Annotated in this window: 13 protein-coding genes and 1 riboswitch; of the genes, 5 read left to right on the forward strand and 8 right to left on the reverse strand. The window is 30.5% G+C overall.

Translation table 11 applies throughout. The features are described from left to right. Positions 1–119: 119 nt before the first annotated feature. A complete protein-coding gene (locus P8F83_RS15405; protein WP_326511814.1) occupies positions 120–308 on the reverse strand; it encodes a hypothetical protein in 189 nt (62 codons plus the stop codon). A gap of 121 nt (positions 309–429) precedes the next feature. Beyond that, positions 430–1,209 carry an EFR1 family ferrodoxin gene (locus tag P8F83_RS15410; protein WP_326511815.1) on the reverse strand — a complete coding sequence of 260 codons (780 nt, stop codon included), beginning with the start codon at positions 1,207–1,209 and terminating at the stop codon, positions 430–432. Positions 1,210–1,329: 120 nt separating this feature from the next. Here P8F83_RS15410 and P8F83_RS15415 point away from each other — a divergent pair, with 120 nt between their 5' ends. Continuing rightward, on the forward strand, positions 1,330–2,352 hold the full coding sequence (locus P8F83_RS15415; RefSeq protein ID WP_326511720.1) for an IS6 family transposase: 1,023 nt from the start codon (positions 1,330–1,332) through the stop codon (positions 2,350–2,352). A gap of 273 nt (positions 2,353–2,625) precedes the next feature. Here the strand turns inward: P8F83_RS15415 and P8F83_RS15420 are convergent, their stop codons facing one another. Next, on the reverse strand, positions 2,626–2,919 hold the full coding sequence (locus P8F83_RS15420; RefSeq protein WP_326511816.1) for a hypothetical protein: 294 nt from the start codon (positions 2,917–2,919) through the stop codon (positions 2,626–2,628). A 323-nt stretch (positions 2,920–3,242) separates the two neighbouring features. Here P8F83_RS15420 and P8F83_RS15425 point away from each other — a divergent pair, with 323 nt between their 5' ends. Both P8F83_RS15425 and P8F83_RS15430 read left to right on the forward strand, forming a co-directional pair. Further along, positions 3,243–4,316, forward strand: coding sequence for a 2,3-butanediol dehydrogenase (locus P8F83_RS15425; protein ID WP_326511817.1), 1,074 nt, complete (start codon positions 3,243–3,245; stop codon positions 4,314–4,316). A gap of 47 nt (positions 4,317–4,363) precedes the next feature. After that, a complete protein-coding gene (locus tag P8F83_RS15430) occupies positions 4,364–5,392 on the forward strand; it encodes a 3-oxoacyl-[acyl-carrier-protein] synthase III C-terminal domain-containing protein (protein WP_326511818.1) in 1,029 nt (342 codons plus the stop codon). A 63-nt stretch (positions 5,393–5,455) separates the two neighbouring features. On the opposite strand, the gene P8F83_RS15435 is transcribed toward P8F83_RS15430, so the two are convergent. From P8F83_RS15435 to P8F83_RS15455, 5 genes are all read right to left on the reverse strand, one after another. Further along, positions 5,456–5,815, reverse strand: a complete 360-nt coding sequence (locus tag P8F83_RS15435) for a hypothetical protein (RefSeq protein WP_021800276.1) — start codon at positions 5,813–5,815, stop codon at positions 5,456–5,458. A 56-nt stretch (positions 5,816–5,871) separates the two neighbouring features. Continuing rightward, positions 5,872–7,497 (reverse strand): thiamine pyrophosphate-binding protein, encoded by a 1,626-nt coding sequence (locus tag P8F83_RS15440; protein WP_326511819.1) that lies wholly within the window; start codon positions 7,495–7,497, stop codon positions 5,872–5,874. Between the two features lie 16 nt (positions 7,498–7,513). After that, complete coding sequence (locus tag P8F83_RS15445) at positions 7,514–7,945, reverse strand: GAF domain-containing protein (RefSeq protein WP_326511820.1); 432 nt, start codon at positions 7,943–7,945, stop codon at positions 7,514–7,516. A 35-nt stretch (positions 7,946–7,980) separates the two neighbouring features. After that, positions 7,981–9,297, reverse strand: coding sequence for a methyl-accepting chemotaxis protein (locus P8F83_RS15450; protein ID WP_326511821.1), 1,317 nt, complete (start codon positions 9,295–9,297; stop codon positions 7,981–7,983). A 144-nt stretch (positions 9,298–9,441) separates the two neighbouring features. Further along, positions 9,442–9,525, reverse strand: a riboswitch (cyclic di-GMP riboswitch). Between the two features lie 751 nt (positions 9,526–10,276). Beyond that, positions 10,277–11,038 carry a DeoR/GlpR family DNA-binding transcription regulator gene (locus P8F83_RS15455; protein WP_326511822.1) on the reverse strand — a complete coding sequence of 254 codons (762 nt, stop codon included), beginning with the start codon at positions 11,036–11,038 and terminating at the stop codon, positions 10,277–10,279. A 184-nt stretch (positions 11,039–11,222) separates the two neighbouring features. On the opposite strand from P8F83_RS15455, the gene P8F83_RS15460 reads away from it, so the two are divergent. Together P8F83_RS15460 and P8F83_RS15465 are read left to right on the forward strand one after the other, a co-directional pair. Then, positions 11,223–12,125, forward strand: a complete 903-nt coding sequence (locus P8F83_RS15460; protein WP_326511823.1) for a glycyl-radical enzyme activating protein — start codon at positions 11,223–11,225, stop codon at positions 12,123–12,125. A gap of 5 nt (positions 12,126–12,130) precedes the next feature. After that, the gene (locus P8F83_RS15465; RefSeq protein ID WP_326511824.1) at positions 12,131–14,524 is read left to right on the forward strand and encodes a glycyl radical protein; all 2,394 of its coding nucleotides are present in this window, start codon (positions 12,131–12,133) and stop codon (positions 14,522–14,524) included. Positions 14,525–14,565 lie beyond the last annotated feature (41 nt).

Here is a 14,565-nt window from a genome sequence, read left to right on the forward strand (position 1 = left end):
TTTTCTTTTATTATAACATTTAATATTTATTTAGAAATATTTCTATGTTTTTATATTTCAAGTTTCTTCATAATAAAAATAAGGAGCTGCCTATTATAAAAGGCTGCTCCCTATAATCTTTATGATTCTACATAGTTACTTATTGTATCTTGAGCTTTTGTTAAAGCACTTTGTACTGCATCACAAGTTTGTTGTATTCTAGCTTTGTTTTCTTGTTTTTCTACACTTTGTAGAGCCTGATCCAAATGTTGTTTAACCTTCTGTAAATCATCTATTGAACATTCTACATTTTGTTTTGCATTTTTCATTATAAATCCCTCCAAGAAAATAATATTTGTGATCGAACACAATATTATTATTATCTTTTATAAGATTAAAATACTACTAAATACTTAACTAATTTAACATAAATTTTATAACATTAAATTATTATTTTTGATTAATTATATCATTAACATGAACATAGGGATTTATGTATCTTTTTCTATTAACCGTCTTTTTACCTATATTTATAGACTTTTTAGGGCAGGCTTGTATACATGCCATGCATTGTTGACATTGATGTTTCCAGCTTGGAACTCCATTCACTAGATATATATTATCAACAGGGCATATCTTTTGACACAACCCACATCTTGTACAATTTCCATCTATAACAAGTTTTTGATCTTTAAAATTTACGTTTCTGATAAGACTTCTATAAAGAGGTGAAATAGTATAATAATATAAACCTTTTTTTATAGGTTTTATTTTATTATCCTTAACTAAGTTTAATTCTCTTAATAAAATTCTTTTTTCTTTTTCAATTAGATTTTTAATATATTCATCATTTTTAACCTTATATATTTTAATATAATTATCCGGCATAGTAACATAATGGCTAAAACTTAGTTTATTGTTTTGTTTTTTCAATATAGAATCAATTTGCTTCATAGGTACACCTTCTGTACCACCTTTAGTGCTAATAGCAAATACATATGTATTTTCTTTAACTTTTAATTTTTCCATAAACTCCACAACAATTTTAGGTAACCCTCCATAATACATTGGAAAAATTACACCTACCTTATCATAATTACATTCTATGTTGTCTTCATTTATTAGCCTAGCTATAGGAACTATATCGCAATCACCTAAATAGCAGGCCGTTTCTCTAGCTATATAGAGAGAATTACCTGTTCCAGTAAAATAATATATAATTGTATTCATTTCTTTTCTCCCCATAAAAAATTACGTTCTGTTAAGTTATATGAACATTGCTCTTCTCAATCCTAGGAAATACAATAAGTTTGACTAGAACTAAATGTCCCCCTTGAAAGGAGAAGCGCAATGAACAAAACAAAAGTAAAATGTCCTCGTTGTAACTCTGACCAACTATATAAGTTTGGTTTAGATAAGCAGGCTAATCAAAAATATCAATGTAAAAAGTGTAAGCGACAATTCGCACCTGACTCCGTCAGAAAGCGGGTAACATCTAAATATCCAAGATGTCCAAAGTGTGGTAAAGCAACTTTCTTGCATCACATCTATAAACACTATAATCGCTATAAATGTGGTAATAAGAAGTGCAATCATATCATTGTTCATCACCATAACCTAAATATAGATGATGCCTCCAGTGAAAACCTAACCGGTTCCCTTTCTATGAAAGGTATGCGTTTTCCACTCCATACTATTCTGACTGCATTAACTTTATATTTTTTAAACAACTCATCAACAAGAACTATTTCACAGTTCCTTTTCGTAACTTCAAATATAAAGGTTTCTCATGTCACAATAGCTAGTTGGACTCAAAAGTTTGCACCTTTTTTCAAACAAAAAGCTGATAAGTTTAAAGAGCAGCTAGATCTCCAATCTGACGATTGGCATGCTGACGAAACAGTGGTCTTTATAAATGGTGAACGCTATTATTTATGGTTAGCTATTGACTCTGAAACGAGATTTATTTTAGCTTTTCATCTAACCAAATCACGTAGTGAGGATTCAGCATTTACACTAGTAAACCAAGCTAAACAATTTGGAATGCCATCAAACTTTATAACTGATAGACTACCTTCATATAACCAAGCTGTAGCGAAGCTATTGGGCGAAAACAAGCATGTGCCTGTTGCTCCTATGTCTAGCGACATATCAAACAATTTAATTGAGTCTTTTAACAAAACATTTAAAGCTTGGTATAAAGCTAAAAAAGGGTTTAACTCTTTTGAGAAAGCAAATAACTTAATATACTTATTTGTCTTTCACTATAATTTCATTAGGCCTCATGGTTCATTAAATAATCTCACACCTGCTGAAGTTGCAGGCTTCGCTAGCAATAGCATTGATCGTAAATCTTGGTTTGTCGCTGCTTAATCTCAACTTAATATCTTTGATTAACCTGCAAAAATCTAACTTTTTGTAGGCTTATTTGCCATACAAAAATTTATTCAAACTTATATAATTTTCAAAGAACGAGTAATTCTACGAAATGTTAAGCTATTTTTTCATAACAACCTAACAGAATCAAAAATTATCCCCTAGAATAAGTATAAATAAATTTATAAAAAATACAAATACAAATCCCTTCAATTTATGTTAATAAAAACAAGGTAGATAAATTATTAATATTTATCTACCTATTTAATCTTACTTATTTTTCTTTTTACTTTTTTTCTTATTTTTATTATTTTTGTTCTCTATAACAGGCTCTTTAACTTCTTCAACCTTTGGAGCTTTTTTCTTTTTTATAAAATAAAGTACAACCTTTACTGCACCTATAGCTAAAAGTAAAATCCCTATTCCAGATTCAACAGTTATAGTTCCATCATTTTTCATCTTACCTGAAAAATATAAAATAACTCCTAAAGAAAGATAAAATAATGCAGGTAGTTGAGTGCTTTGTTTCTTTTCTTCATTATTGTTTTTCTTATCCTTTTCCATCTATTTCCCATCCTTTTAAACTATATAATATTAACATTATATCACAGCAATTTATTTTTAAAAGGTTTTCAAGTATTTAATTTTACTTATAATAAACCTCCACATTTCCTTTTCCAAGTCTTAAAATTATATTTAATCCTTAAACTTAGAAATTTGTAATAATTTAGTTCTTTTTGTATTCTCAATACTTCCCATACTGAATTAGTTAAATTATTTATTAAATTTAATCAAATTTTTACCATAATTCTAATACTATTTTTCCTTTTTTTATGATATAATTGTAGTTAAAATTACATATATTTCATCTTTAGGAGGATTTTATTATGAAAGCAGCTTTTTGGTACAATAAGAAAGATATGCGAATTGAGGAAATCGACGAACCAAGTGTCCCTAATGATTCAGTAAAAATCAAAGTAAAATGGTGTGGAATTTGTGGATCAGATTTACATGAATATGTAGCAGGTCCTATTTTGATTCCTACAGAACACCCTCATCCACTTAGCGGAAAAACTGCTCCTGTAGTTCTTGGGCATGAGTTTTCTGGTGAAATTGTTGAAGTAGGCAGTAATGTATCTAAACTTAAAATTGGTGATAGAGTTGTTGCTGAACCTATGATAGTTTGTGGCAAATGTCCATCATGTCTTGAAGGTAAGTATAACTTATGTACAAGCTTAGGATGCCATGGACAGTGTGGTACTATAGGAGGATTTTCTGAATATAGTGTACTACCTGAAAGATTTGTACATAAAATTCCTGATGAATTATCTTATGAAAGAGCAGCCTTAGCTGAGCCAGTAACTGTTGGAATGCACTCAATAGATAGAGCAAACTTCAAAATAGGACAAACTGCCTTAGTTCTTGGAGCTGGTCCAATAGGTTTAGGAACTATTGAATGTTTAAAGGCAGCTGGAGCAAGTCTTGTAATTTGTTTTCAAAGAAAATCAGTAAGACAAGAATATGCAAAACGCGCTGGAGCAGATATAATTCTTGATCCAAATGAAGTTGATGTTGTTTCCAAGATAATGGAGATTACTGGTGGAGCAGGAGTAGATGCTGCTTTCGAAACAACAGGTTCTGAAATAGGCTTTACAACTGCTTTTAATAGCATTAAATCCGATGGAACACTTGTTATTACAAGCCTTTGGGAAAGTGAAATAAAATTCAATCCAAACTTCTTAGTATTTTTTGAGAAAAAAATTGTAGGTACAATGGGCTATAGAAATAATTATCCAACTACAATAGCTCATATGAATAATGGAAATATAAAAACTGAAGGATGGATAACTAAAAAAATTCACCTCGATGACATAGTTGAAGAAGGATTCGAAACGCTATGTGGTCCTGATAAAAAGAACCATGTAAAAATCCTTGTTACCCCTGATAAATCATTGTTATAAAAACTTACTAAAAGAAAAATATAATAATAAACGTGAGGTGTCGCATAATGGAAAATAATCAAAAATTTCTTAATGTAAATATAATAGGAGTAGGAACTTATCTTCCTGATAATAAAGTAGATAATGAATATTATATTAATCACTTTAAAGAATTAAAAGGAATAGACATTACAGGCGCTTTAGAATCTATAGGTAGAGATTACAGACATATCTCCACAGATTTAGATGAAACAGTTATAACTATGAGTACAGAAGCAGCTTTAGTTGCTCTTAAAGAATCAAATACTAATCCAGAAGAATTAGATATGGTTGTTTTCTCTACAGATAGCCCTGAATTTACAACTCCAACTAATGCAATTAAATTAGTAAATGCTATTGGTGCAAAAAACGCAAAGTTAGTATATGATATTAACGCAAACTGTCTAGGTATGACTCTTGGTTTAGATCAAGTAAGCAGAACTATGAAAACTAATAAAAGATTTAAAAAAGCATTAATAGTAGGAAGTGTTTTAATAAGTTCAATAGCTAGAAAAGATGATTTCCTTACATATGCAACCTTTGGAGATTCAGCTTCTGCAGTGGTATTAGAAGCCGTTGAAGAATCTTACCAAAGAGGAGTTATTGACTCTGTTTCTTATACAGATTCAGATCAACATGCAACATCTCAAAGTCCAATTAATGGATTCTCAAGATATTTAAGAACAGATGTTACTGATAAAGAAGAGTTAAAATGGTTTTCTTATCCTGTAGAATCTGCTAATTATCCAAGTATATGGTCAGATATGATAAAAGATTTGCTTTCTGAACATCAAAAAACACAATTTGATATAGACTTTTTTGCTCTTCCACAGTTTACTGAACCTCTAATAACTGATACATTAAAAGCATTAGATATAGAAAATATAGAAGAACACTATAACTTTGTTTCAAGAAATATAGGTTATACTGGTACAAGCTGTGTTATTTTCTCAATTAAAGATGCTTTAAATAAAGGAAAAGTTAAAGAAGGCTCTAGCGTAATATTCGTAGGATCTGGTGTTGGTTTTTCAACTATGGCACTATACTATAAATTCTAATTAAATATATATATGAAAAAAGAGAACCAAAATTCTGGTTCTCTTTTTTATGTATGATTTTTATTAAATCTTAGCTATAGCATCTTCATAAGATTTTACAAGTATAACTTGTCCCATGAAATCATTAGAATCAGCCCTCTTATTTTGCATGTTAGTTATAGCACTTTCTGGTACTACAAAGAATTTATTCTTAAATTTAGTTACTGTGTATATTTCCATTACTGATTGTAATACATCAACAGCATCTGCAGGAGTAGTTTTTACTTCTTTTGAATCGATTATTAAATTGTATGATGCTGTGTTTACACTTCCAAAAGTATCTTTTAACTTTTGAAGTATTTCTAAAGCTTCTGCTCTAGCGATCATTCCTTTACAAACTACATAGATTACACTTTTCTCTTTGTTTACTTCGATATTATTCATTTAACTCTCTCCTTTTAATTTGCAAATTATTTATATTAAATATATTTTCATATATTTTAATTCTTTAATGATTTAAGTCTGTCCATAATTGGAGCTGGTTCAGTTCCATCTGTTATTATTTCAATAACACAAGGTCCATTTAAATCTTTAGTAAAATCAGCAATTTTTATTATGTCCTCAATATTCTCAACTCTCATTGATTTTACGCCAACTGCATTCATCATATCAGCTATTGAAACTCTCTCTTGCTTAAATACTTCTAAACTTCTGCCATACAAAAATTTATGTCCATGATCAACATAAGCAAGCATTGAATTATTGATTATAAAATATATAATCTGCATATTATTTTCTTTAGCAGTTAAGATTTCTGTTCCATTCATAAAGAATGAACCATCACCTGAAAATACAGCTACAGGTCTGTTTTCTTCTACTAAATATGCTCCAACTGCTCCACCTATTGCTGACCCCATAGCAGCATAGTTAAGATTCACTTCAAAATTTCCTTCTTCAGGTATGTTTAAATATTTAAACACAAAGTTCATATGCTCTCCTAAATCAGAAAGATAAAGGGTATTTTTAGGAACAAATTCTGTAATTCTATCTAAAAATAATCTTAAAGAAACACCTGTATGATTTTTTACATAGCCACCATTAAGTTCTGGTCTAACCTCAGGCTCTTTAATAGATTTTTGTGTATTTTTAATTAACTCAGGTACTACTTGTCTTAGATCTCCATGAATTTTTAAATCTTCATCAAAAACCTTCCCAAGTTCTTTCTTATCCCAATCAACGTGAATTACTTTTTTACCTTCTATAAGTTTAGTATTAAAATTACAAGTTGCTGATTCACCAAGGCTTGTTCCAAGAATTAGTAAGCAGTCAACATCTTCTGAATAAGCTAGATTTAACGCTGCATCAGTACTTGAATATCCAAAGTTACCATAATTCAATTTATAGGTAGACGGTATAACCCCTTTTCCTTCTGGTGTAGTTATGATTGGCCAATTAAGATGTTTACTTAATTCAACTACTTCATCTCCCAGTCTCCTACATCCTTTACCTACCATTATTATTCCATGTTTAGAATTATTTATTATATCTGTAGCTTCCTTAATATCATTAGAATTAGCTTCGATAATATTATCACTTGGATTCGAAAAATCCCAGTTTATATCTTCTTCAAACTGCATAAGCTGGATATCTAATGGTATAGAAATATGCACAGGTCCATGTGGCGGCGTAAGTGCAATAGTTATAGCTTTTTTAAGACTCTCTATAACCTTATTTTCATCAAGAATAGTTTCACTATATTTTGTAATAGGTTTTAATATATTTTCTGTATCAAGTTCTTGTAGTGCTCCTTTACCTATTTGCCAGCGGTTAACATAGCCTGAAATAATAAGAACTGGTGCTTTTGCTCTTGCTGCATCTGCAATACCATTGATCATATTATTAACTCCTACTGCTCCAGCTACTATGCAAACTCCTAACTTTCCTGATATATTTGCATATCTAGCAGCTGCATATGCTGCCCCTGCTTCATTTTTTGTTACTATAGGCAATATATCTTCATCATTCATTGCATCATAAATTGGACTTACTGTTCCCGCAGGAATACCAAAAACATGCTTAACATCAGCTGCTTTTAAACACTTCAATATTGAATTACTTATTCTCATCTCAAATTCTCCTAACTTATAGCTTATCCTTGTAGTCATTTACTAATTTTACACACTCATCTATTTCTTCTTGAGTAAAGGTGTGAACTTCATTAATAGATACTGTACATACTATTCCTTCAACTTCATCATTTTTGATTACAGGTATAATTAAATTGCTATCTAACCCAAAGAAAAAGAAAGCTTCGGAAGATCTAGTATCATTTTTTGTGTCTGAAATAGCAACATAATCTTTAGTTCTTACAATTTCCTGTAATATAAAAGTATCTTTTATGTATACTGGATTTCCATAATGACCACTTTTCCATTTATCAATACTTAAAGTATCAGTACTTGTCTTATGAATAGGATTAAGTTTTCCTTCTTTGATTTGATGGTACGCAACATCCTTTAAACTTGTTACTTTGCTTATTTTCTCAAATAATTCATCTAAAATATCATATGCCATAATCTAACCCTTTCAACTACCTTTTTATGTATTAATTATTTTTCATCTAACAGTACCATAAGCTCTTTCCATCTTCCTGATATAGCTGATGTAACTGTAGTGATTTCCTCTGTTCCTGCAGCTAATTCTTCTATGCATCCTTTAACCTCTTCAACACCTGATGCTATCTGTTGTATGCTTGCAGATTCCTCCATTGTTGTAGCAGATATTTCTTGAACCACACTAGTTAATTCGTCTACAGATTCCATAACTTCTCTACGAGACTCATCTTGAAGCCTTGTGCTTTCTGTTACTGAAACCGCATATTGGTTAGTTTTGTCTACTACAGATAGTATCTTACTAATAGAATCTCCACTAGCTTTAACTAGAGACATTCCAGTTTCTAGCTCCTCAAGTCCTTTGTTCGACTTATCCACTGCTTCTTTAATATCTAATTGTATTTTTCTAATTATATCCGCAATGTTTGTTGTTGCATCCTTACTTCTATCTGATAATTCCTTTATAGATCTTGCAACAACTGCAAAACCTCTACCATATTCTCCAGCTCTAGCAGCCTCAATACTTGCGTTTAGTGATAACATGTTAGTTTGATTAGCTATATTTTTTATAACTTCGATTATTTTACCTATTTCCTCAGCTGATTTACCTAATACAAGTATTGAATCAGCCAAATCTCTTATTCTAGTTGAAACATTATTCATTTCACTAATTGCAGTAGTAATTATTTCATTACCATCACTAACAGCTACTCTTGCATTACCTGATTCCTTAGTAAGAACTTCTGCTGCTTCTGCAACCTCAGCTATAGAGTCAGTCAATACACTTATTGTTGCATGTATGGTTGACACAAAATCTGAAGCCTGCTGAATATTTTCTGCTGTCTGTTCTATTCCACTTGACATCTCTTCCATAGAAGCCGATAACTGTTCAATACTTACTGCTTGGCTTTCTGTGAAATTTGATAATTCACTAATTGAAACACTAACTTCTTCTGTACTACTATTTAATTCCCTACAAATCTCTAAAGCTTCATCATTATTTTTTGCTTTCGAAATATCGCTTATTTTTTGCTCTTCTAACTTTTCTTCTTCATTTTCTTTATTATTTGACTTATTATTTTTCTTATTTGAGATAATCATAAAACAAACATAAAAAATAATTGCTATTAAAATACTAACTAATAAAGAACTAACAGATATGTTTCTTAATCCAATGCCTGATTCTGCATTAAAATATCCTAAATCCTTAAGCATAGCCATTCCTCTAAGATAATTAAAAACAGCTTGAATTAAAATGATTGCAAATGTACTACTTATCCAAAGTAAAATCATAGACTTTTTTGAATTTTTCAAGTTATTTCCTCCCATAGCCAATTTATTTTAATTATATATTTTAATACAATGACCTTTACTTAACATTCCAAATTTTCATAAACCTTGAATTAAAAAATCAAAAAAAAGATAACACTAAGAAATGCTATCTTTGACATGCATTAACTTAGCAACCTGGCAATCATAGGATAACCCGTTAGACCCATAGCTTTGCGTCCTTACTTTTCAATAAGTTTGCCTTTTTAAGTTTTTAAAGAATTTCACTATTTAAGTATACCACAATTTCTCACAATTACAATAAATTACGAAGGATATTTTGGAATATTAAGTATTATTTTGTCAGTATTTAATATTTAATGTAAATTTGTCGATTATTTATCATTTATTTTAGGGTAAAGTCTTATTTACATTCATCACCAAAAGTAATATTATTTCTTTCTTCGTAAGCATTATTATATACTTTAATCTCTCCATATGCTCCAATAACTAAGCTTACTGAATTAGATTTATTTTTTATTCAACTAAAAGGATTAGACTGACGCTGGGAAGAGCGTCTACCGAATAAATGTGTATGGTTATTCTACTATACGGTTATTCCACTTTATGGTTTGTCGACTTTATGGTTATTCCACTATATTGCTGTTCCACTTTATGGTTCTTCTACTATACGGTTGTTCTACTTTATGGTTTGTCAACTATATTGCTGTTCCACTATACGGTTATCCTACTTTACGGCTTGTCAACTATACTGTTGTTCCACTTTATGGCCAATAATCTAAACAGGAATCTAATGAAGTTCTTCGAACTTCTACAGATCAGCAGTTAAAATGATTTGATGAAGCTGTGGAACGCTTCTACAGAGCATAGGTGTACATCTCTATTCCTCTACTCCTCTACAGTTTCATAAAATTCCTTTAGCTAATTAACTTGAGTTTGTAAAACAAAAATATCCCTATACTGTAGCTGAAATTTTACAGTATAGGGACTCTTATTTTATTAATTAAATTATATTAATTCCGCTTTCATCAAGTATTTTAATTATACCTTTATCAGGTTTTTCTTCTGTAATTATTGTATCTATATCTTCAAGTTTTGCGAAGTTATAGGAGCCATCTAAGTTAAATTTCTCATTTTCTATTAATGCATATACTTTTTTTGAGTGATTCATTATTGCCTTTTTTGTATTTCCTTCTTCTAGATCAAAATTACTTAGAGTGCCTTCATGTACATTAACTCCACAGCTTCCTATAAAAGCTTTATCTGCTCTATATCTAGAAATATTTTCAATAGCCGTAGAACCTATTACCCCTCCTAGGGTTTTATTATATGTGCCTCCAATACAAAGTAGCTCAGTCTCCACACTATCATTAATTAGTGCAGATATCTCTACCATATTTGTTACTAGAGTAACTTTTTTATTTCTTTCTATTATTAGTTTTGCTAAAAGATAATTAATACTTGATATATCTAAAAATATTACTTCTTCATCTTTGATTTCATTGAATGCTTTCTCTATCAATGTATTTTTTATGCTGGTATTTTTTATAAGTCTTGTTTGAATACTTGAGCTCTCACTTTTTCCTCTTTCAAGAATAGCTCCTCCGTAAGTTCTCTTTAACTTTCCTTCCTTCTCAAGTCTTTGCAAATCCTTTCTAATTGCAGGTTCAGACATATCAAATCTTTCGCTTAAGTCTTTGACATATACTCTCCCCTCTTCTTTTAATATATCTATAATTTTATTTAATCTCTCTTCTATAAACATTTTCTAACCACCTTAATTGATAATGAATAATAACAATTGATATACCCTATATTTTATAGCATAAGCAGGCAAAAATAAAGATTTTTCTCTATTTATTAATATTGACCTTTGGTATTAAATAACATAAAATGATAATAAACAGTAATAATTGATATCAAATGCACTGTAAAGGAGATGAATTGTTTTGAGGAGTACTCTAGTATGTGAAATAGAACATTATGCTATCCATGATGGACCTGGTATTAGAACCGTAGTTTTTCTTAAAGGTTGCCCACTTAGATGTCTTTGGTGTAGTAATCCTGAGACTCAGAGAAAAGAAAATGAGCTTTATTACAATAAATCCACCTGTATAAACTGTGGTGCTTGTATTAAGGTATGTAAAGAAAAAGCCTTAAATATTTCCTCTGAAGGTATGGTGATAAACAGAAATAACTGTACAGGCTGTAATCTTTGTGTAAAGGTTTGCCCTACTTCTTCTTTAAAACTTGTAGCTAAAACTATGACTGTTGATGATGTTTTTAATGAAGTTATGAAAGACTCCTTATTCTATAACCAATCTGGTGGAGGGGTAACTGTTTCTGGTGGTGAGGCTTTAATGAATGTTGACTTTGTTTTAGATCTTTTTAAACTTTTAAAAGAAAATTATGTGCATACCACCTTAGAAACTACAGGTTTTGGGGATACAGAGAAATTAAAAACCTTAAGTTTGTACACAGATCTTTTTCTATTTGACTTAAAACATGTGGATAAGTATACCCATAAAACTCTTACTGGAGTGGATAACTCTCTTATCTTAAAAAATCTTCAGCTTTTAAAAGATTTAAATAAGGAAGTTATTATTAGAATTCCTTTAATCACTAATCTAAATGACAGTATAGAAAATATTCAAAACTCTATAAATATAGCTAAGGATAATAATATAAACGAAATTCACCTTCTACCTTACCATACTCTAGGTCTTGATAAATATAGACGACTTCAGAAAAATTATAATTTAGACCATATTGATAAGCCTATACCTGAATATCTTAATAAGCTTAAAACTCTCATAGAAGAGTCAAAAATAAAATGTATTATAGGGGGATAAGTATTATGAAACAATATGAAATTAAAAGCGAAAGAATAAAAAAACTAAGAGAATCTGTACTTTCACAAACTCCAATGGTATGTATAGAAAGAGCTAGATTTGTTACAGAAGCCTATAAAGAAAATGAAGCTGAGTCTGTATATATTAAAAGGGCTAGAGCTTTAGAAAAAACCTTGAAAAACATGCACATATATATTAAAGATGGAGAATTAATAGTAGGAAATCAAGCCTCAGAAGAAAGAACTGCTCCAGTCTTTCCAGAATATGCTGTTGATTGGATGGAAAAAGAACTATTAGAAAAAGGTAACTTCAACTCAAGAGATGGTGATAATTTTTATTTGCCAGAACAACATAAAGAGGAACTTTTAGAAATCATACAATATTGGAAGGGAAAAACCTTAAAGGATAAATGTATGGCGATTATGCCAGAAGAGGTTAAAATAGCCTCCGAAATAAAGGTTATTCACGGAGAAGGAAATATGACTTCAGGAGATGGACATATAGTTCCTGATTTTGAGAAAGCTTTAAGATTAGGTTTAAGTGGAATCATAAAAGAAACTGAAGAAAGATTATCTAAAGTTGATATAAGTGAAAATGATGCTTTTAGAGAAATTGCTTTTCTTAAATCTATTGTTATAGTGAATAAAAGTATCATAGAATTCGGAGAAAGATATTCAGCTCTTGCTTATGATTTAAGTTTAAAAGAGAAGGATGAAAATAGAAAAACTGAACTTCTTAAAATATCAGAAGTCTGCAAAAATGTTCCTAAAAATTCTCCTAAAAACTTCTATGAAGCTGTGCAGATGATATGGTTTGTGCACTTAGCCATTCAAATAGAAAGTAATGGTCACTCTGCATCTTTAGGAAGAGTGGATCAATATCTCTATAAATATTATAAAAATGATAATTTAGATAAAGATTTTGTGAAAGAACTTCTTCAATCTCTATGGATAAAGTTCTACTCCATACTTAAAATAAGATCAACCTCTCATTCAGGTTATGGAGCTGGATACCCAACTTATCAAAATGTGACTATAGGTGGCTCTAATCCTGATTATTCAGATGCTGTAAATGAATTAAGTTTTCTAATTCTAGAAAGCGTGGGTGAAGCAAAACTTACTCAACCTAATCTTTCTGCAAGAGTTCATTTAAACACTTCTGAGAAATTTTTAAGAGAATGTACTGAAGTAATTTCAACTGGTTTTGGTATGCCCGCCCTTCATAATGATGAGATTATAATTCCTGCTTTATTAAATAAAGGAGTAAGTCTTAAAGATGCCTTCAACTATACTATGGTTGGATGTGTTGAAGTTGCTGTTCCAGGAAAATGGGGATATAGATGTACTGGAATGACTTTTTTAAATCTTCTAAAAGCTTTTGAGCTTACCATAAATGATGGTTTAGATAAAAGAACCGGCTATACTCTTTTAAAGGGAAATGGAAGTTTAAAAGATTTCACTGATTACACTTCTCTATGGAACGCATGGGAAAAGAATATTGAATATTATACTAAACTTTCTGTAGTATCAGATAAAATAGCAGATACTATGCTTTTAGAATATCCAGATATTTTTTGCTCTTCCTTAATAGATGACTGTATAGAAAGAGCTAAAACAGCTAAAGAAGGTGGTGCAGTTTATGATATAGTGTCAGGACTTCAGGTTGGGCTTTCTAATGCTGCTAACTCTTTTGCTGCCTTAAAGAAAGTTGTGTACGAGGATAAAACTCTTACCTTAGAAGAGGTCATAAATGCTATAGAAACTGATTTTTCAGGACTTAAAGGAGAAAAAATACGAGCCTTATTAGAAAATGCTCCTAAGTACGGAAATGATATTGACTATGTTGATTCCATAGCTTCAGATATTTATGATACCTATATTAATGAAATTTCTAAGTATAAAAATACTAGGTTCGGTAAAGGTCCTATTGGAGGTAATTATGGTTTATCAACCTCTGGTATTTCCTCAAATGTTCCTATGGGTTGTGTTACAGGAGCTACTCCTGATGGAAGAAAAGCATGGACTCCTGCCGCTGAAGGTTGTTCTCCAGTTCAAGGAACAGATATTAAAGGACCAACATCAGTTCTTAAAACTATATCAAAACTCCCTAACATTCTAATGACAGGTGGACAATTACTAAACGTAAGATTTTCACCTGACTTAATAAATAACGATATAGGATTTCAAAAATTCCTTATGTTCATTAAAAGCTTTATAGCTATAAAGGGATGGCATATTCAATTTAATATAATGTCAACTGAAACTTTAATTAATGCTCAAAAGAACCCTGAGGAGTATAGAGATATAATAGTAAGGGTAGCCGGATACTGTGCACAATTTATAACTTTAGATCCTACTACTCAAAACGACATAATAAGCCGAACTCAGCAGAGATTCTAATCTATATCCCCTAGAGGCTCTCTCTCATAGTTCAATGAGGC

This window comes from Clostridium intestinale, assembly GCF_035905475.1.
Lineage (GTDB): Bacteria > Bacillota > Clostridia > Clostridiales > Clostridiaceae > Clostridium_T > Clostridium_T intestinale.